The organism is Roseburia zhanii (assembly GCF_014287635.1).
GTDB lineage: Bacteria > Bacillota > Clostridia > Lachnospirales > Lachnospiraceae > Roseburia_B > Roseburia_B zhanii.
The window spans coordinates 106,160-126,094 of the sequence record NZ_JACOPH010000003.1; the positions used below are offsets into that span (position 1 = coordinate 106,160).

At 41.2% G+C, this 19,935-nt stretch carries 21 protein-coding genes; 20 read left to right on the forward strand and 1 reads right to left on the reverse strand.

The features are described 5' to 3' along the window. Positions 1–26: 26 nt before the first annotated feature. The 7 genes from rsxC (at position 27) to H8S17_RS16470 (ending at position 6,080) form a co-directional block, all read left to right on the forward strand. Positions 27–1,346 carry an electron transport complex subunit RsxC gene (gene rsxC / locus H8S17_RS05405; RefSeq protein WP_186866546.1) on the forward strand — a complete coding sequence of 440 codons (1,320 nt, stop codon included), beginning with the start codon at positions 27–29 and terminating at the stop codon, positions 1,344–1,346. Positions 1,347–1,362: 16 nt separating this feature from the next. Next, complete coding sequence (locus tag H8S17_RS05410; RefSeq protein WP_178052144.1) at positions 1,363–2,295, forward strand: RnfABCDGE type electron transport complex subunit D; 933 nt, start codon at positions 1,363–1,365, stop codon at positions 2,293–2,295. A 1-nt stretch (position 2,296) separates the two neighbouring features. Further along, positions 2,297–2,908: an RnfABCDGE type electron transport complex subunit G gene (locus tag H8S17_RS05415; protein ID WP_186866547.1), complete on the forward strand. Its 612-nt coding sequence runs from the start codon at positions 2,297–2,299 to the stop codon at positions 2,906–2,908. Then, complete coding sequence (gene rsxE, locus H8S17_RS05420; RefSeq protein WP_186866548.1) at positions 2,908–3,603, forward strand: electron transport complex subunit RsxE; 696 nt, start codon at positions 2,908–2,910, stop codon at positions 3,601–3,603. The genes H8S17_RS05415 and rsxE overlap by 1 nt, the downstream gene beginning before the upstream one ends. A 14-nt stretch (positions 3,604–3,617) precedes the next feature. Beyond that, on the forward strand, positions 3,618–4,193 hold the full coding sequence (rsxA, locus tag H8S17_RS05425) for an electron transport complex subunit RsxA (protein WP_178052147.1): 576 nt from the start codon (positions 3,618–3,620) through the stop codon (positions 4,191–4,193). A 13-nt stretch (positions 4,194–4,206) separates the two neighbouring features. After that, positions 4,207–4,998, forward strand: coding sequence for an RnfABCDGE type electron transport complex subunit B (locus H8S17_RS05430; RefSeq protein ID WP_186866549.1), 792 nt, complete (start codon positions 4,207–4,209; stop codon positions 4,996–4,998). 134 nt (positions 4,999–5,132) lie between these two features. Next, complete coding sequence (locus tag H8S17_RS16470; protein ID WP_243237982.1) at positions 5,133–6,080, forward strand: M15 family metallopeptidase; 948 nt, start codon at positions 5,133–5,135, stop codon at positions 6,078–6,080. A gap of 10 nt (positions 6,081–6,090) precedes the next feature. Here H8S17_RS16470 and H8S17_RS05440 read toward each other — a convergent pair whose 3' ends face one another. After that, positions 6,091–7,128 carry an FAD:protein FMN transferase gene (locus tag H8S17_RS05440; protein ID WP_186866550.1) on the reverse strand — a complete coding sequence of 346 codons (1,038 nt, stop codon included), beginning with the start codon at positions 7,126–7,128 and terminating at the stop codon, positions 6,091–6,093. 178 nt (positions 7,129–7,306) lie between these two features. Here H8S17_RS05440 and proB point away from each other — a divergent pair, with 178 nt between their 5' ends. The 13 genes from proB (at position 7,307) to H8S17_RS05505 (ending at position 19,864) form a co-directional block, all read left to right on the forward strand. Further along, positions 7,307–8,158, forward strand: coding sequence for a glutamate 5-kinase (gene proB / locus H8S17_RS05445; RefSeq protein WP_178052150.1), 852 nt, complete (start codon positions 7,307–7,309; stop codon positions 8,156–8,158). Between the two features lie 3 nt (positions 8,159–8,161). After that, positions 8,162–8,392 (forward strand): DUF896 domain-containing protein, encoded by a 231-nt coding sequence (locus H8S17_RS05450; protein WP_178052151.1) that lies wholly within the window; start codon positions 8,162–8,164, stop codon positions 8,390–8,392. Continuing rightward, on the forward strand, positions 8,370–8,939 hold the full coding sequence (locus H8S17_RS05455) for a 5-formyltetrahydrofolate cyclo-ligase (RefSeq protein ID WP_178052152.1): 570 nt from the start codon (positions 8,370–8,372) through the stop codon (positions 8,937–8,939). Before H8S17_RS05450 ends, H8S17_RS05455 begins: the two co-directional genes overlap by 23 nt. A gap of 15 nt (positions 8,940–8,954) precedes the next feature. Beyond that, a complete protein-coding gene (locus H8S17_RS05460; RefSeq protein ID WP_186866551.1) occupies positions 8,955–10,208 on the forward strand; it encodes a glutamate-5-semialdehyde dehydrogenase in 1,254 nt (417 codons plus the stop codon). Between the two features lie 21 nt (positions 10,209–10,229). After that, positions 10,230–11,705 (forward strand): tRNA (N6-isopentenyl adenosine(37)-C2)-methylthiotransferase MiaB, encoded by a 1,476-nt coding sequence (gene miaB / locus H8S17_RS05465; protein WP_186866552.1) that lies wholly within the window; start codon positions 10,230–10,232, stop codon positions 11,703–11,705. Positions 11,706–11,708: 3 nt separating this feature from the next. Continuing rightward, positions 11,709–12,086 carry a NusG domain II-containing protein gene (locus H8S17_RS05470; protein WP_186866553.1) on the forward strand — a complete coding sequence of 126 codons (378 nt, stop codon included), beginning with the start codon at positions 11,709–11,711 and terminating at the stop codon, positions 12,084–12,086. 12 nt (positions 12,087–12,098) lie between these two features. Then, entirely contained in the window at positions 12,099–12,587 is a 489-nt protein-coding gene (locus H8S17_RS05475) for a Gx transporter family protein (RefSeq protein WP_186866658.1), read from the forward strand. A 2-nt stretch (positions 12,588–12,589) separates the two neighbouring features. Beyond that, entirely contained in the window at positions 12,590–13,201 is a 612-nt protein-coding gene (gene ruvA / locus H8S17_RS05480; protein WP_178052156.1) for a Holliday junction branch migration protein RuvA, read from the forward strand. 38 nt (positions 13,202–13,239) lie between these two features. Next, positions 13,240–14,232 carry a Holliday junction branch migration DNA helicase RuvB gene (gene ruvB / locus H8S17_RS05485; protein WP_186866554.1) on the forward strand — a complete coding sequence of 331 codons (993 nt, stop codon included), beginning with the start codon at positions 13,240–13,242 and terminating at the stop codon, positions 14,230–14,232. Between the two features lie 56 nt (positions 14,233–14,288). After that, entirely contained in the window at positions 14,289–14,783 is a 495-nt protein-coding gene (gene zapA, locus H8S17_RS05490; RefSeq protein WP_186866555.1) for a cell division protein ZapA, read from the forward strand. Positions 14,784–14,850: 67 nt separating this feature from the next. Beyond that, entirely contained in the window at positions 14,851–17,043 is a 2,193-nt protein-coding gene (locus H8S17_RS05495) for a peptidase U32 family protein (RefSeq protein ID WP_186866556.1), read from the forward strand. 9 nt (positions 17,044–17,052) lie between these two features. Beyond that, positions 17,053–18,450, forward strand: coding sequence for an FtsW/RodA/SpoVE family cell cycle protein (locus H8S17_RS05500; protein ID WP_186866557.1), 1,398 nt, complete (start codon positions 17,053–17,055; stop codon positions 18,448–18,450). Beyond that, positions 18,365–19,864 (forward strand): peptidoglycan D,D-transpeptidase FtsI family protein, encoded by a 1,500-nt coding sequence (locus tag H8S17_RS05505; protein ID WP_186866558.1) that lies wholly within the window; start codon positions 18,365–18,367, stop codon positions 19,862–19,864. The genes H8S17_RS05500 and H8S17_RS05505 overlap by 86 nt, the downstream gene beginning before the upstream one ends. Positions 19,865–19,935 lie beyond the last annotated feature (71 nt).

Consider the following 19,935-nt stretch of genomic DNA (forward strand, 5'->3'; position numbering starts at 1 on the left):
ATATTAAAGAAAGTGGGGCACGAAAAATGGGTTTAATGACATTTAAAGGTGGCGTCCATCCATATGATGGCAAGGACTTGTCGAAAGATAAGCCGGTCCGCGAATTGTTACCCAAAGGTGAACTGGTATATCCATTATCACAGCATATCGGAGCACCAGCGAATCCTATTGTAGCTGTCGGAGATACCGTATTAAGAGGGCAGAAGATCGCAGAAGCGAATGGCTTTGTATCTGCACCGGTCTACGCATCTGTTTCAGGTACAGTAAAAGCAATCGAGCCGCGTCGTGTTACGGTTGGTGACATGGTGAATTCTATCGTGATCGAAAACGATGGAGAAATGAAAGAAGTGGAATTTACTGCAACAGAGGATGTTACCAAACTGTCTAATGATGAGATCATCGGTAAGATCAAAGAAGCCGGTGTCGTAGGAATGGGTGGTGCAGGTTTCCCGACGCATGTCAAGTTATCTCCAAAAGAGCCGGAGAAGATCGAGTACATTATTGCAAACTGTGCAGAATGTGAACCTTATCTGACATCTGATTACAGAAGGATGATAGAGCAGCCGGAGAAATTAGTTGCAGGAATGAAGATCGTCTTACAGCTTTTTCCAAAGGCAAAAGGTGTATTCGGTGTCGAAGATAATAAGCCGGACTGTATTGCTAAGTTAGAAGAACTGACAAAAGATGAACCACGTATGGAAGTTGCCAGATTACAGACAAAATATCCGCAGGGTGGTGAGCGTCAGCTCATTTATGCAGTCACAAAACGGTCGATCAATTCTAAGATGCTTCCGGCAGATGCAGGCTGTATCGTAGATAACGTAGAAACGTTAGTAGCAATCTATCAGGCAGTTGCATTAGGACAGCCGTTAATGAACCGTATTTTTACAGTCACCGGTAATGCAATCGCAGAACCACAGAATTTTTATATATGTATTGGAACAAGTTATGAAGAACTTTTAGAAGCCGCAGGCGGTTTTAAGAGTGAATGTAAGAAGATGATCGCAGGTGGTCCGATGATGGGATTTGCGATGTTTGACATTCATGTACCGACAACAAAGACAACATCTTCCCTGCTCTGCTTTACCGAAGATGAAGTTGCCGCATACGAAACAACCGCATGTATCAACTGTGGACGGTGCGTAGAGGCATGTCCGGAATTATTGGTTCCGGCAAGATTAGCTGATTTCTACAAACATGCAGATCCGGCAGCATTTGAAAAATGGCATGGACTTGAATGTGTAGAATGTGGAAGCTGCAGTTATGTCTGTCCGGCACGCCGACCGATCGCACAGTCGATAAAGACGATGAAAAAGCAGATTTTAGCAGCTAAGAGAAAAAAATAGAAAGAGGTGGATTCCTGTGAGTGATTTATATAATGTTTCCTCATCGCCACACGTTCGTGCTAAAGATAACAGCAGCCGGATCATGCTGTATGTGATCCTTGCATTACTGCCGACAACAGCATTCGGTATCTGGAATTTCGGATATAAGGCATTGATCTTGATTCTGGTTACGATCGCAAGCTGTGTGGCTTCTGAATGGTTATTTGAAAAGATCGTACATAAGAAAAGCACGGTCAACGATTACAGTGCCGTTGTAACAGGTTTGTTGTTAGCATTAAACCTTCCGGCAACACTTCCATGGTGGGAGGCAGTGATCGGTGGTGTATTTGCCATTGTGATCGTAAAAATGATGTTTGGCGGTTTGGGTCAGAACTTTATGAACCCGGCATTGGGCGCAAGATGTTTCCTGCTGATTGCATTTGCCGCAGATATGACGAACTTTGTCATTGATGATTATACCGGAGCAACGCCGCTTGCAGCAATGCGTAATGGAGAAGCTGTCAATACTATGGATATGCTGATCGGTAAAACAGCCGGTACGATCGGAGAAACTTCCGTAATCGCAATCCTGATCGGTGCAATTATTTTAATCCTGCTTGGTGTTATTGATCTTAGGATTCCGGGAACTTACATCGTGACATTTGTTCTGTTCCTTATTATTTTCAGCGGACATGGATTTGATGCAGATTATATTACTGCACAGCTTTGTGGTGGTGGACTGATGCTTGGTGCTTTCTTTATGGCAACGGACTATGTGACTTCACCGATCACACCACTTGGAAAGATCCTCTTTGGTGTCTGTCTTGGTGTATTGACCGGGCTGTTCCGTCTGTTTGGTGCAAATGCAGAAGGTGTCTCTTTTGCGATCATCTTAAGCAACTGTCTTGTTCCGATGATCGAGAAGATTACAATTCCAAAGTCCTTTGGATGGGTAAAGGAGGGAAAATAGCATGAATAAGAAAATTGTGCATGATGCATTGATCTTAACAGCATTTACCTTAGTAATTGGCTTGATTCTTGGAATTGTCTATGGAATTACAAAAGGTCCCATCGATGAAGCAAATAAAAAAGCAGCACAGACTGCTTATCAGGCAGTATTTGCCGATGCATCCACGTTCGAAGCCTATACAGATTTTGATGCGGCACAGGCAGAAGAACTGATGACAGAAAACGGATATAGTGATGAAATTGATGATGTGCAGGTAGCAGAAGATGCTTCCGGCAATCCACTTGGTTATGTGATTACCGTAACTGCAAAAGATGGCAGCCAGGCAAATATCACATTTTCTGTAGGAATCGCAAATGATGGTACTGTCAATGGATATTCGATCACAAGTATTTCTGAAACACCGGGACTTGGTGATAAAGCAAAGACCGAAGAATTTTCCGGTCAGTTTGCAGGCAAGCAGGTAGATGCATTCAGTGTTGTAAAATCTGCTCCGGCTTCTGACAGCGAGATTGAAGCCATTTCCGGTGCGACCATTACTTCAAAAGCCATGACAAATGGTGTGAATGCATGTATTACATACTTCCAGAATGTATTGGAAGGAGGCGCAAATTAATGAATAAATATACAGAGCGTTTATATAACGGTATTATTAAAGAAAATCCTACATTTGTATTGATGCTTGGTATGTGTCCGACACTTGCCGTTACAACTTCAGCGTCAAATGGTCTTGGTATGGGACTTTCTACCACAGTCGTACTGGTACTTGCAAACCTTCTGATCTCTGCTTTCCGTAAAGTGATCCCAGACGGTGTGCGTATGCCGGCTTATATCGTGATCGTAGCATCGTTAGTTACGGTAGTAGAGTTTATTATGAAAGCATATACACCGGCACTGGCAACGAAATTAGGTGTGTATATCCCTCTGATTGTTGTAAACTGTATCATCCTCGGACGTGCAGAAAGTTATGCTTCTAAGAATCCTGTATTACCTTCTATTTTTGATGGTATCGGTATGGGATTTGGATTTACGGTCGGTCTTACGAGCATTGGTATCATCCGTGAGATCTTGGGTGCAGGACAGTTATTCGGACATCAGATCCTTTCTTTAAACTGGTTTACACCGATCACAATCTTTGTTATGGCACCGGGAGCATTCCTTGTATTATCATTCCTTGTTGCCGGCATGAATATCATCCGTGCCAAAATGGATGCAAAAGGCAAACCGCTTGCAGCTCCGTCAGGCTGTCTGACAGGTGACTGCGCAAGCTGCAGCCAGTCAGCAATGTGTACCGGTAAAAAAGGAGAATAGGAGGATAGATACATATGGAAAAATTGATATTGATCGCAGTTGGTTCTGCAATCGTGAATAACGTAGTATTGAGCCAGTTCTTAGGTATCTGTCCATTTTTAGGTGTATCTAAGAAAACAGAAACAGCAGCCGGAATGGGCGGTGCAGTTATCTTTGTTATTACCATATCATCATTTGTAACATCACTGATCTATAAGTTTATATTGACACCGACGGATACGCAGTATTTACAGACGATCGTATTCATTCTTGTCATTGCAGCTTTAGTACAGTTCGTGGAAATGTTCTTAAAGAAATCCATGCCGGCATTATATAAGAGCCTTGGTGTGTATCTGCCGTTGATCACTACAAACTGTGCAGTACTTGGTGTAGCACTTACAAATGTAACGAAAGAATATGGTATTTTAGAAGGCGTTGTCAACGGATTTGCAACAGCAACAGGTTTCTTCATTGCAATCTGTATTATGGCTGGAATCCGTGAAAAAATTGAATATAATGACATCCCAAAACCGTTTCAGGGTACAGCGATCGTGTTGATCACAGCTTGTCTGATGTCGATCGCATTCATGGGATTCTCAGGAATGATTTAGGAGGAAAGAGAAGATGAGTATACAGGCAATTATCATTGCTGCGGTTATCGTCGGCGGTGTAGGTATTTTTATTGGATTTTTCCTTGGAGTTTCCGGAGAAAAATTCAAAGTAGAAGTAGATGAGCGGGAAGAAGCTATTTTAGGCGTACTTCCGGGAAATAACTGTGGTGGCTGTGGATATGCAGGCTGTTCTGGTCTTGCAGCAGCGATCGCAAAAGGAGAAGCTCCTGTAGGACAGTGTCCGGTAGGTGGAGCACCGGTAGCAGCTAAGATCGGTGAGATCATGGGAGTTGCAGCAGAAGAAGGCGAGAGAAAGACAGCTTTTGTAAAATGTGCAGGAACCTGTGAAAAAGCAAATCAGGACTATGTATATACCGGAGTAGAAGACTGTGCGGCTATGGCATTTGTACCGGGTGGCGGATCGAAATCCTGCAGCTATGGCTGTCTTGGCTATGGAAGCTGCGTGAAAGCCTGTCCATTCGATGCGATCCATATTGTAGATGGAATTGCAAAAGTCGATAAGGAAGTCTGCAAAGCATGTGGTAAATGTGTTGCTGCATGTCCAAAACATCTGATCGAGTTAGTTCCTTATGAGGCAAAACATCTTGTAAGCTGTAGTTCAAAAGACAAAGGTAAAGATGTGATGAAGGCTTGTTCGGTAGGATGTATCGGATGTCATCTCTGCGAGAAGAATTGTCCGAGTGATGCAGTCCATGTGGTAGATAATGTAGCATATATTGACCAGAGTAAATGTACCGGATGTGGCGTCTGTGCAGAAAAATGTCCGAAGAAGATTATTTTGTAAGCAGTGAAACGTCATAATATGATAATAGAAAATACCGGAATCCCATTGCCTAGTGTAAGGCTAAGACTGGGATTCCGGTATTTTTGTCATTATGATATGCTATATAAAAAGGCAGACAGAAAGGAAACGATGTGATGAGAGCAAAAAAAAAAATCATGGTGTTTATCGTGCTTGTATGTGCGGGAGGATTACTTTATGCCATGTTACATTTATATGTAAATGGAAAACACGATGCTGACAGACAGGCAGAGGCATCGACAGAAACATTCACAGACCGCATGGCAGAAGTTTCAGAAGATATAGATACCGAAGATGAGCAGGGAATGGAATTATCTGCAGCGGAAAGTGATCAGGATACAGAAAGTGGAATATCAGATAAAGAAAATACAACAGAAGTTTCTCAGGCAGCTTTCATACAGTCCGAATATCAAAGGATCATGGAACTTCCGGCAGGAAATATGGCTGTAGAGGGAATGGTTTCCGATGAACTGATCAACCGTCTGTTTTTTGCAAATGCGATCGATGATACCCTGCTTGCAAGAATCAACGGATATTCTTATACACCAAATGATACCGTGAATGTCAATGATCTTTCGTATTTGCGGATGTTATATTACGGTTCTGATGGCAATACTTATGTGGGTGAGATGATCGTAAACTGGAAAATAGCAGATAAGGTACTGGAGATTTTTCAGAAACTGTATGAGAATCAGTATCCGATTGAGAAAATGGTGCTGATCGATACATATCATGCCGAAGATGAGGCTTCTATGTCAGATAATAATACCTCTGCATTCAATTACCGTCCGATCGCAGGCAGTAAAAAACTGTCAAAGCATAGTTATGGATTAGCTATTGATCTGAATCCAAAGTACAATCCTTATGTCAAAACAGTCTTCGATGGTACAACGATCTGCCAGCCGGAAAATGGAAGAAGCTATATAGACAGAAGCCTTGATTTTGCTTATAAGATCGATGAAAATGATCTGGCGTACCAGTTATTTACCGAAGCAGGTTTTACATGGGGCGGACATTGGAACAGCTTGAAAGACTATCAGCATTTTGAATACGATGCAAACTAGCAGAGTCATTTTAATCATTATATAGGGTGAGTTTATCTTCTAAACCGGACGAAGCATGAAGTTTGTAATCATTTGTGATAAAAACGGCTTCTGTATCAGGCAGATTTTCGATAAGTTCCATACCTTTTTCTAAACCAAGGGAAAAACAGGTCGTACTCAACCCATCACCATCGACTGAATTTTTACAGATGATGGAAACTCCATAGAGATTATTTTCGTATGGGAATCCGGTTGCAGGATTTAAAATATGGTGATAGAGGTTTCCGTCAGAAGTAAAATACCGTTCATAGACACCGGAAGATACAACTGTTTCATCAGACACTTCAACAGAAGCGATCGCACTGCCTTCTTCATCAAATGGTTTCTGGATACCGATGCGGTAAGCATTTCCATCGGCTTTTGGGCCGACACAGAGGACATTGCCGCCAAGGTTGATGATCCCTGAGGTAACACCCTGTTCCTTTAAGTAAGATTTCATTTTATCTGCGATATAGCCCTTTGCAATGCCGCCAAGATCAATCTTGCTGTCAGGATTTTTAAGGGCAACAGTATTTCCTGAAATGCTAATGTTATGATAGTCAACCGTTGAAAGTGCATCTGCAATCGCAGTATCAGACGGAATTGTGCCATTATTATCATCAAAATCCCATAGAGAAGAAAGGGCACCGATCGTAATATCAAAACCACCGGAACTAAGATTGCAGTATTCTAATCCCTTTTTGATCAGTTCAATCGTTTCGGGATGCACCTCAACGGCAGCTCCGTTGGCATCATTGATCTTTGAAATGTCACTGTCAGAACGTGTGGCACTAAAATAGCGTTCGTAAGTATCTGCGAGTGCAAAGCAGTCATCTAATAAAGGAGAAAGTTCTGGATCATAGAGCGTGATCTTAATGACAGTATCAAAATAAAAACCGGATTTTGATACCGGTTCGGTCGTTTTTGAACAGCCTGCTGCAACAATAGATACTACAAGCGTAAAAATGATAAGTGATATAGTCTGTGATATATGTTTCAAAATATTTCCTTTCTGTGGTGATGGTTTCATTTTTCAATTTGTAAAAAAGAATAGCATATTTTTAAGTTGTAGACAAGGAGGATGTATGATAAAGTAGTGTATTAGGTGATAGTGTGTTACTGTTCAGACGCAAGCTTGACACTGCGCTGTCAAGCTATGCGCCATAGGTCAAACTGTTACTATCTATTAGAAAACGAGGGATTTATCAATGGAAACGCAGCAGATAAGAAAAGTAAAGCTACCAAAACGTGTAGTGATCAAGATCGGTTCGTCCTCTTTGAACCATGAAGAAACCGGTGGACTCAATTTTACAAAATTAGAAAAATTAGTCCGTGAATTATGTGATCTGAGAAATCAGGGTGTAGATGTATGTTTAGTCAGTTCCGGGGCGATCGCAGTCGGAAGAAGCTCTATGGGCATGAAAGAACGTCCCAAAACGATGGCAAAAAAACAGGCATGTGCAGCCGTTGGTCAGGCAAGACTGATGATGACTTACCAGAAAATGTTTTCCGAATACCATCAGACAGCCGGACAGGTTCTTATGACGAAAAAGACGATGCTCGACAATGTATCACGTAAAAATGCACAGAATACATTTGAAGAACTGTTTGAACTTGGAGTCATACCGATCGTCAATGAAAATGATACAGTATCTACTTATGAGATCCAGTTTGGTGATAATGATACATTATCTGCGATCGTAGCTTCTTTGATATCCGCAGACTTACTGATCCTGCTGTCTGACATTGATGGTTTATATACAGATGATCCACATGCAAATCCAAATGCAAAACTGATCAAAGATGTGGATGTGATCGATGAAAAATTATTACATATGGCAAAAGAATCGACAGGAAGTGATGTCGGCACCGGCGGCATGGCAACAAAACTTACAGCAGCAAGGATCGCAACACGTTCCGGCTGTGACATGATCATTGCTAATGGTAAAGATGTAGGTATCCTGCATGAGATCTTTGAGGGAGACTTTACAGGAACATTATTTCATCAGCATTATGATGAAGATTTTTATATCAGTGATTATATTGAGGAGACACTTTAATCTATGAATCAGGCAAAAATTGACAGGATCAATGAATTATACCGCAAATCAAAAGCAGAAGGACTGACAGAAGCAGAGAAAAAGGAGCAGGATCTTTTGCGGAAAGAGTTTGTCGCAAGTGTAAAGAGCAATTTAAAAGCGCAGTTAGATAATATCGATATTCAGAATCCGGATGGAACGATCGAAAATCTAGGCGAGAAATATAAAGACAATGGGAAGAAAACAGCAAATTAGGAAACAACATCTGTCAGAACGAAGTGCACTGTCAGAATCTGTGGCAGAACAGCTTTCTGCGCAGATATCTGCATACAGCAGGGAATATCTGACCGGGCAGAACAATCTGCGGGAACATGGTGTCTATGGATATTATCCTTTAAAAAAAGAAGTTTCTTTATTACATCTGTATGCATGGCTGTCAGCAGAGCATGTGCCTTTAGCATTTCCAAGGGTATGCGGTGATACGATGGAGTTTTATCAGATAACTTCGATGGAAGATTTTACAGAAGGTGCATTTCATATTATGGAGCCACAGATGAAGTGCCCGGTGGCAGATTTTCCGAAGGCATATTGTTTTGTCCCCGGAAGTGTATTTGATCTGACAGGAAACCGTTATGGTTATGGAAAAGGTTATTATGACAGATATTTTGCACAGCATGAAAAGCTGATCCGTATCGGGACTGCGTATGAGATGCAGGTAGAAGAATGGATCGAGGCGGAAGAAACAGATGTGAAAATGCAGTTTTTAGTAACAGAAACAGGTATCAGAACATTTGACAGGTAACAGGAGGGTGAAAATATGGAATTATTAGAAATCTGTAAACAGGCAAAAGAAGTAAAACAGCAGATCGCAGTCTTATCAACGGTACAGAAGAATCAGGCATTGTCTGCTGTAGCTGATAAATTAGTAGAAAAACAGAAAAAACTCATCGATGCGAATTCGATCGACATGGAAAATGGAAGAAAAAACCAGATGCCGGAAGGCTTGTTAGACCGTCTGTTATTAACTGAAGCAAGAATCGCACAGATGGCAGAGGGACTGCGTCAGGTTGTATCATTAGAAGATCCGGTCGGGGAAGTGATTTCCATGAAAAAACGCCCAAATGAACTGATGATCGGAAAAAAACGTGTACCATTAGGTGTGATCGGAATTATTTATGAATCACGCCCAAATGTAACTGCCGATGCATTCGGACTGTGTTTTAAGACAGGAAATGTTGTGATCTTACGTGGTGGCAAAGATGCGATCCATTCTAATCAGGCAATCGTAGAATGTATCCAGGAGGCATTAGCAGAACAGGATCTGCCAAAAGAAGCCATTTCTTTGATCACAGATACCAGCCATGAAACCGCAAGGGAATTTATGCATATGAACCGGTATGTGGATGTGCTGATCCCAAGAGGAGGTGCTGGTCTGATCCGTACAGTTGTAGAGAATGCAACGATTCCGGTCATTGAAACCGGAACCGGAAACTGCCATATCTATGTAGATGAGAGTGCAGATTTTCAAATGGCATGTGATATCATTATCAATGCAAAGACGCAGAGGATCGGTGTATGTAATGCATGTGAATCCCTGTTAGTACATCAGAATATCGTAGATGGATTTATTCCGGTCTTAGAGAAACGACTTGCAGAAAAGAATGTAGAGATCCATGCAGATGAAACAATCCAGAAGTTATCGATCGCAGGGGCAAATGTCATTCCTGCAACAGAGGAAGACTGGGGAACGGAATATTTAGATTATAAGATTTCTGCAAAGACAGTAGCATCTGTTGATGAGGCAATCGCACATATCAACCGGTATAATACCGGACATTCTGAGGCGATCATTACGAATAATTATGCAAATGCGGAGAAGTTTTTAAATGAAGTCGATGCTGCTGCCGTATATGTCAATGCTTCTACCCGCTTTACCGATGGCTTTGAATTTGGATTTGGGGCAGAGATCGGTATCAGTACCCAGAAATTACATGCGAGAGGCCCTATGGGCTTAGAAGCACTTACAAGTACAAAATATATTATTTATGGAAATGGTCAGATACGTCCATAAAAACAGTGAGGAACAAGGTAAATGGAAAAAAATATTGAATTAAAGATGATCGATAAAAAGCAGGTGCCGGATACAGAACCAGATCGTCAGTACTATTATATGGAAATCGCAAAAGAATATATCAGACAGCTTTCCGAACTGAAAGGAGAGCCACTGACGTTTCATGTATCGACATTCGGCTGTCAGATGAATGCAAGGGATTCTGAAAAATTAGTCGGTATCCTAGAACAGATCGGTTATGTGGAAAAAGATACGGAAGATGCAGATTTTGTGATCTATAATACCTGTACCGTACGTGAAAATGCCAATAACAAGGTCTACGGAAGATTAGGATATTTAAATGGTTTCCAGAAGAAAAACCCATTTATGATGATCGGTTTATGTGGCTGTATGATGCAGGAACCGGTAGTCGTAGAGAAGATCAAACAGAGTTACCGTTTTGTGAATCTGATCTTCGGAACGCATAATATCTATAAATTTGCAGAACTGATCACGACAGCCATTGAAAGCAGTTTTACCGGAAATTCCCATAAAAAAGGCTCATCTATGACGATCGATATCTGGAAAGATACAGATAAGATTGTAGAAGATCTGCCGATCGAACGGAAATATACCTTTAAATCCGGTGTCAATATCATGTTCGGCTGCAATAATTTCTGCAGTTATTGTATCGTTCCTTATGTCAGAGGACGGGAGAGAAGCCGCGAGGCAAAGGATATTGTCAGGGAGATTGAAAAATTAGCTGCAGATGGCGTAGTAGAAGTGATGCTGTTAGGCCAGAATGTCAACTCTTATGGCAAGAACTTAGAACCGCAGATCAGCTTTGCACAGTTGTTGCAGGAAGTAGAAAAGATCGAAGGGATTGAGAGGATACGTTTTATGACTTCTCATCCGAAAGATCTTTCCGATGAATTGATCGATGTGATGAAACATTCCAAAAAAATCTGTAAACATCTGCATCTTCCATTACAGTCCGGCAGTTCAAGGATCTTAAAGATCATGAACCGCAGATATACAAAAGAGCAGTATTTAGAACTGGTGGATAAGATCCGGGAAGCCGTACCGGATATTTCACTGACTACAGATATCATTGTAGGATTTCCGGGAGAAACAGAAGAAGATTTTGAAGAAACAATGGATGTTGTACGTAAGGTAGGATATGACAGTGCATTTACATTTATCTATTCAAAGAGAACCGGAACACCGGCGGCAGCGATGGAAGACCAGGTGCCGGAAGATGTGATCAAACAGCGGTTTGACAGACTTTTAAAAGAAGTACAGACGATTGCAGCAAGAAAAGCAGAAGTTTATACCGGAACGACACAGAAAGTATTGGTAGAAACAGTCAATGAGCAGGACGAACATCTTGTGACAGGAAGACTTAGCAACAATTCTGTTGTACATCTGCCGGGAAATGCAGATATGATCGGTAAGATCGTCGATGTCAGATTAAACGAATGTAAAGGATTTTATTACATCGGAGAGAAGGTTTCTTAGTCGATGACAAAACGGTTTAGAAAAAATGATGGAATACTTCTGCTTGTGATCGGACTGGTTTTGCTGGCAGGTTATGTGGTAAGCAGTTTTTTTCGGGGCGAAACAGGAGCAAAAGCAGTCGTTACGGTAGCAGGTGAAGTATATGGAACATATCCATTAGCACAGGATGATGAAATTGAGATTAAAATAGATGGCAGGGCTGCAAATGTTTTACAGATCAAAGACGGAAAAGCAGATATGATAGAAGCAGACTGTCCGGATAAACTCTGTGTGCATCAAAAAGCGATCGAAAGAACAAATGAAACGATCGTCTGCCTGCCACACAAAGTCGTGGTAGAGATACAGGATGCGAAAGAAGCGGACTTTGATTCTATGACATAAGAGGATAAAATGATGAAACATAAAACAGCATATCTCGGATTATTTTTAGCACTGGCACTGATCTGCAGCTATATAGAATCTTTGATTCCGTTTTATTTTGGGATACCGGGGATAAAGTTAGGACTGACGAATATCGTTGTCGTCTGGATGCTCTATACGATCGGTGCAAAAGAGGCATTTCTGATCTCGGTATTAAGGATACTGATCGCAGGATTTTTATTTGGAAATCCATTTAGCATCTTATATAGTATGTGCGGCGGGATTTGTAGTTTCCTTATGATGCTGCTTTTAAGATCCACAAAGAAGTTTAAAGTGATATCCGTAAGTACGATAGGCGGGATCTTTCATAATATCGGGCAGTTATCAGCAGCCTGTGTAGTTGTAGAAAACCTGAATCTTGTCTATTATGCACCGGTACTTCTGATCGCAGGATTTATAACAGGGTTTCTGATCGGGATCATTTCACAGGAAATGATCTTACGTTTAGGAAAGAGGGATTAGTCATGTATGCATATATCAAAGGAACATTAGAAGAAACAGGCAGTGGATGGATCGTTATAGACAATCAGGGGATCGGTTATCAGATGCAGGTATCTGCCCGCCTGATGGAAGAACTGCCGATGATTGGGACGGAAGTAAAAATATATACCTATCTGAATGTGAAAGAAGATGCAATGTCCTTATTTGGTTTTTTATCAAAAGACGATCTTCACATCTTTAAATTACTGTTAGCGGTCAATGGAATCGGACCTAAAGGTGCATTAGCAGTTTTATCCGTTTTATCCGCAGATGACCTTCGGTTTGCAGTTGTAGGCGGTGATGCAAAAGCCATAGCAAAAGCTCCCGGTATCGGGGCGAAAACTGCACAGCGTGTGATCTTAGAGTTAAAAGATAAACTGAATATCGAAGATGTATTTGAAAAAGCAGACCAGACGGCAGATATTCCGGTAAAAGCGGCAGACCAGACAGCAAAAAATGAAGCTATACAGGCATTGACAGCATTAGGATATTCCGCTTCTGAAGCATTGTCTGCGGTTTCTAAGTTAGAGATCACAGAGGATATGGATACAGAAAATATTCTAAAAGCTGCCTTAAAGCAGATGGCATTTCTATAGAAGCAGATGGTAATAGAAAGGGATAGTTTATAACAGGCATGGAAAAACGTGTGATATCGACACAGATTCAGGAAGAAGATAAAAAAATAGAAAAAACGCTCCGTCCGCAGACTTTAAATGATTATATCGGACAAAAGAAAGCAAAGGAGCATTTAAAAATTTATATTGAGGCGGCAAAGCAGAGAAATGAAGCCTTAGACCATGTATTATTTTATGGACCGCCGGGACTTGGAAAAACAACATTAGCAGGCATCATTGCGAATGAAATGGGAACGCATATGAAGATCACAAGCGGTCCTGCGATCGGAAGAACCGGAGATATGGCTGCGATCTTAAGCAATCTCCAGCCGGGAGATCTTTTGTTTATTGATGAGATCCACCGCTTAGACCGTCAGGTAGAAGAAGTGTTATATTCGGCAATGGAAGATTATGCGATCGATATTATGATCGGAAAAGGTGCAACTGCACATTCACTCCGTTTAGATCTGCCAAAGTTTACTTTAGTAGGTGCAACGACAAGAGCAGGTCTTTTATCAGCACCGTTACGGGACAGGTTTGGCGTGATCCATCATTTGGAATTTTATACACCGGAAGAATTGCAGACGATCATCATACACTCAGCAGACAAGTTAGATGTTACGATCGATGAAGAAGGAGCATTAGAGTTAGCAAAAAGAAGCCGCGGGACACCACGACTTGCGAACCGTCTGTTAAAACGAGTCAGGGATTTTGCACAGGTAAAATATGACGGTAAGATCACAAAAGAAGTGGCATCATTTGCCCTTGATCTTTTAGAAGTCGATTCCTGTGGGCTTGACCAGAACGACAGGAATATCCTGCTTACGATCATGGAGAAATTTGCAGGAGGACCTGTAGGCTTAGATACTTTAGCTGCTGCGATCGGAGAAGATGCCGGAACGATCGAAGATGTGTACGAACCGTATCTTGTTAAAAACGGTTTTATCAACCGGACACCGAAGGGGAGAGTCGCAACAGATTTTGCGTTTGAACATTTTCATCTTGCAAGATAAGCGAAGAAAACGTATAATGGATTGCAGGTAGTTCTGCATTACAGGGAGGAAAACGTATGTCATCGAAATCCAATACAGAAGTGATCATTGGTGGAAAGGTGTATACGCTGAGTGGATACGAAGGGGAAGAATATTTACAGCGTGTGGCAGCTTATATCAATAATAAGATAAATGAGTTTAATGAAATGGAAGAAATCCGCCGCTTTCCGGTGGATATGAAAGCAACATTAGTCGAGCTTAATATTGCAGATGATTATTTTAAAGCAAAAGACCGTGTGGAGAAGTTAGAACAGGACCTTGAGATCAAGGAAAAAGAACTCTATGACCTCAAACATGAACTGATCTCCGTACAGATCAAAGCAGAAACAAGTGAGAAAACAGTCAAAGAATTAGAAACACAGAATAAGGAACTGCAGCTGAATAAGTCAAAATTAGAAGCGGCATTAGAAGATGCACTGTTAGGAGAACTTCCAAAGGAAGAAGAAAAACAGCCGTCAGGTCAGAATCATCACAGAGATGAACATGGCATCAACAGGAAAGAAAAGAAATAATTGCAGTTTACATAGGGGGACGAGTGGATTCGTCCTCTTTTTTACATGATGGGAACAGGAGGAAGTTATGGCAGATGAGTTAGAACTTTTAGCTCCGGCAGGTAACTTAGAGATATTAAAAGCAGTCATTCATGCAGGAGCAGATGCTGTTTACTTTGGTGGCAGCCAGTTTGGGGCGAGGGCTTATGCAAAGAATTTTGACAAAGAAGAAGTGTTAGAGGCAATCGATTTCGGACATATCCATGGAAAAAAGATCATATTAGCAGTCAATACGCTGTTAAAAGAGAAGGAATTAGAAGAACAGTTATATGAATATCTGCTGCCATATTATGAGCGGGGATTAGATGCTGTGATCGTACAGGATCTTGGTGTGATGCAGTTTATCCGCAGGAATTTTAAAGACCTTCCGATACATACGAGTACACAGATGACGGTAACGAATACATCAGGGGCAGAACTGTTAGTAAAAGCCGGAGCAGAGCGTATCGTCATGGCAAGAGAACTTTCTTTTGAGGAGATTGCAAAGATCCATCAGGCAGTACCGGTCGAGATCGAAAGTTTTGTACATGGGGCACTCTGTTACTGTTATTCAGGTCAGTGCCTGCTTAGCAGTATGCTTGGTGGCAGAAGTGGAAACCGCGGCCGCTGTGCACAGCCATGCAGACTGCCATATGAAGTCTATGATGCCGCATATCAAAAGATCAATAAGAAAAATGCGTTATATCCGCTTAGTTTAAAAGATCTTTGTACGATAGATTATATTCCACAGCTTGCAAAAAGCGGTGTCTATTCATTTAAGATCGAAGGCAGGATGAAGCAGGCAGAATATGCAGCAGGCGTCGTATCTGTATACCGGAAATATATGGATCGTTATCTTTCCTATGGAGAGGAAGGATATTTCGTATCAGAGCAGGATCAGAAAAAGCTGTTTGATCTAGGTAACCGGAGTGGTTTTACAGATGGATATTATCAGAGATGGAATGGACCGGAAATGGTCACATTTGAAAAACCGGGACATGAAAAAGGAAATGAAACATTAAGAAAAGAAGTTGCCAGAGATTATATCCTTTCAGAATGTAAAGAACCAGTCCAAGGTATCTTTCAGGCAAGGTTAGACCAGCCTATAGAACTTACCGTACAATACCAGAATCATACCGTAACTGTGACAGGAGCATCTGCTGTTATGGCACAGAAACAGCCGGTCACCAAAGAAAAAATCTATGAAAAGTTAAATAAGACCGGAAATACACCATTTGTTTTTGAGTCATTAGAAATCAATATGGAAGAAAATCTTTTCTTATCCATAGGGGCAGTCAATGAGTTAAGACGGCAGGCATTAGAGCAGTTAGAAGAACAATGCCTGCTTTCATACCAGAGGACAGATGCGAAGGAAAAAGTGTTACTGCCGGAAATAAAAGATCTGTCACAGGAGAAAACACTTAAGATCACGGCATCGGCAGAAAATGAAGAACAGATCGCACCTTTATTAGAAAGTGAGATCATTTCAACAGTCTATATAGACAGTACCGTTTTTTCAAGGGAACAGACCGTTGCAAAAATGAAAGAAACCATGCAGGCGGCAAAGCAGGAAGGCAAAGAGTTGTATTATATATTGCCGGCTGTTTTCAGAGAATGCACATCTGCATTTTACGCGTCAATCCTGCCTGAGTTACAGACAGACGGTTATCTGGTCAAAAGTTATGACGCACTTGCTTTTTTATTAAAGCAAAAGATACCGGCAGATAAAATCAGGATCGACCACAGTCTGTATACATGGTCAAATGAAAGCAGACAGGCATTCTTTTCTTATAGAATCCAAGGCGATACCGTTCCGTTAGAACTAAATGGCAAAGAAATCAAACGGCGGGATAACAGGCAAAGCGAGATGCTGCTCTACGGATATCTGCCACTGATGACAAGTGCACAGTGTATCAACCGGAATTTGACAAAATGTGATAAAACAAAGAAAGTATACTATTTAAAAGACCGTTATGGAATTTCATTTCCAGTGAAAAATCACTGCAATGAGTGCTATAATGTGATCTATAATTCCAAACCACTGTATCTTTTTTCAGTGCTGCAGGAATTGAAGGGTTGTGGAATGATGCGTTTTCGCTTATCATTTACAATAGAAAATAAAAAAGAAACAGAGAAGGTATTAAAAGTCTGTCAGATGGCAATGGAAAAGAATCCAAAGAATGTACAGACGGCAGATATGAGTGAGCGTACTTATGGACATTATAAACGAGGCGTGGAATAGAGGGGATTTATGAGCAGTATATTTTGTGAAGTATCTAAATATCTGATGATCATATTGTTTGCGTTATATACGTTAGAATGTTTTTTTGTCTTTCGTAAGAAGAATACAAAGGAGCGGAGAGAAGCTATTTTCAGACGGCAGAATATCTGGATGCTGCTGCTTCATTTAGATGGGTATCTTGTTTTATTTGACCAGACAGATAATCCGACGATCCTTTTGTTTTATGGCGTACAGGTGATTTTTTTTCTGATCGTGATCAGCACTTATAAGCTGCTTTATGAAAATGCGGCACAGCTTTTAGTCAATAATATGTGTATGCTGATGGCGATCGGTTTTTTGATACTGACAAGACTTTCTTTTACAAAAGCAGCCAAGCAGTTTACGATCGCAGTCGGTGCGATGATCTTTGCATTAGGTGTGCCATTTATGATCAAAAAGATCCGGTTTATACGAAAAATGACATGGTTGTATGCAGTTGTCGGACTTCTGGCACTTCTGATCGTTGCCATATTAGGAGCTACCAGTTATGGAGCAAAGATCTCTTATACAGTTGCCGGCATTTCTTTACAGCCGTCTGAATTTGTAAAGATCATTTTTGTATTTTTTGTTGCCGGAATGTTTCATCAGTCAAATTCTTTCCGGCAGGTTGTGATCACGACAGTCGTTGCAGCGGCACATGTCATTGTGCTTGTCGCATCGAAAGACCTGGGCGGGGCATTGATCTTTTTTGTGGTATATATCACAATGCTCTATGTGGCAACCGGAAATCCGTTTTATTTTATCGGAGGACTGTTAAGTGGTTCTGTGGCAGCAGTCATTGCTTACCGGCTATTTTCCCATGTGCGGGTACGTGTAGTTGCATGGCAGGATCCAATCAGCGTGATCGATAATGAAGGATATCAGATCTGCCAGTCTTTATTTGCGATCGGTACCGGTGGCTGGTTCGGCTTAGGTTTAAATCAGGGAAGTCCGGGAAAGATTCCGGTTGTAGAACAGGATTTTGTTTTTTCGGCAATCGCAGAAGAACTTGGCGGTGTGTTTGCTATCTGTCTGATCATGGTATGTATGAGCTGTTTTTTGATGTTTTTAAATATTGCCATGCAGCTAAAAGACAGCTTCTATAAATTAGTGGCACTTGGGCTTGGCATTACTTATGGATTTCAGGTATTCCTTACGGTTGGTGGGGTGATCAAATTTATCCCATCTACCGGAGTGACACTGCCACTTGTCAGCTATGGTGGAAGTTCTCTGCTTAGTACGATCATTATTTTTGCGATCATTCAGGGCTTTTATATATTAAGAGAAGGTGAAGGAGGTCAGAATGGACGAAAACTTACAAAAAACCCTCAGACAGTCAAAAAAAGAAAAGCAACCGGATTCGACACAAAAATCGAAGACCTCCGTTAGAAACCGTGAATTTGCAGTCATCACATATTGTTTTACAGGATTGTTTTTATGCCTGATCGGATATTTTATCTATTTTCAGGTAGTAAAAAGTGAGGACTTCATCAATAATTCATATAACACCAGACAGGATTCTTTTGCAGAATCGGTTGTGCGTGGAGAAATCCTCTCTGCGGAAAGAGAAGTGTTAGCAGAAACAAAAGTAGATGCAGAAGGAAATGAAACAAGGGTATATCCATATTCTAATATGTTTTCCCATATTGTCGGTTATTCTACAGAGAAATATGGACGGTCGGGAATTGAATCATGGGCGAATTTTAACCTGCTCCGTTCCAATGCATTTTTCTTAGAAAAAACGGTCGATGAAGTGACTGATGAAAAAAGTATCGGGGATAATGTGATCACGACATTAAATTATTCCCTGCAAAGTACTGCATATGAAGCGTTAGGAGATTATAACGGTGCAGTTGTCGTTATGGAGCCGGCAACCGGAAAGATACTTGCAATGGTATCAAAGCCGGATTTTGATCCGAATACGATTGAGGCAAACTGGGATACGATCGTTGCAGATGAAAATTCCGAATCTGTTTTATTAAACAGGGCATCACAGGGACTTTACCCGCCGGGATCGACATTTAAGATCTTTACGACTTTAGAATATATCAGGGAAAATCCGGATACTTATCAGAATTACAGTTATAACTGTACCGGAAGCATCCAAAAAGATAACAGCAAGTTAAGCTGTTTTAGCGGCGAGGTACATGGCGGTGTGGATTTAAAGCGTTCCTTTGTCAAATCCTGTAATACCTCTTTTGCAAACATTGGTCTGACCCTTGATCTAAAGCAGTTTTCTAAGACCTGTGAAGATTTGTTATTTAATGATACCCTTCCGGTTGAAAAATTAGAAACATCAAAGAGCAGCTTTGCATTGAATGAAAATTCCTCTACCAGTGAGATCATGGAAACTGCGATCGGTCAGGGAAAAACAGTCGTTACACCGCTGCATATGGCAATGGTGACAAGTGCGATCGCAAATAACGGTGTCTTAATGAAGCCGTATGTGATCGATGCAACCGAAAATTATGAAGGTGATGTTGTTAAGGCTTACAATTCTTCTGCCTATGGAGAACTGATGACAGCCGATGAAGCTGCTATCCTGCAGGATTATATGAAAGAAGTAGTAGAAAGCGGGACAGGTTCAAAATTAAAGGGCATGAGCTATCAGGCATATGGAAAAACCGGCTCTGCGGAATTTGGAACGAATAAGGGTGAGAGCCACGCATGGTTTGTAGGCTATGCACACAGAGATGACAAAGAAGATATCGCATTGGCAGTCATTGTAGAAAAAGCAGGTATCGGAAGCGCCTATGCCGTTCCTGCTGCAAAAAGTATTTTTGATATGTATTACAGATATTAAACAGAATCCTTGCATGTCATGTGAAAAAGGGGTATACTTAATTCTAAGTTTAGTAACCACATCAGGAGGTA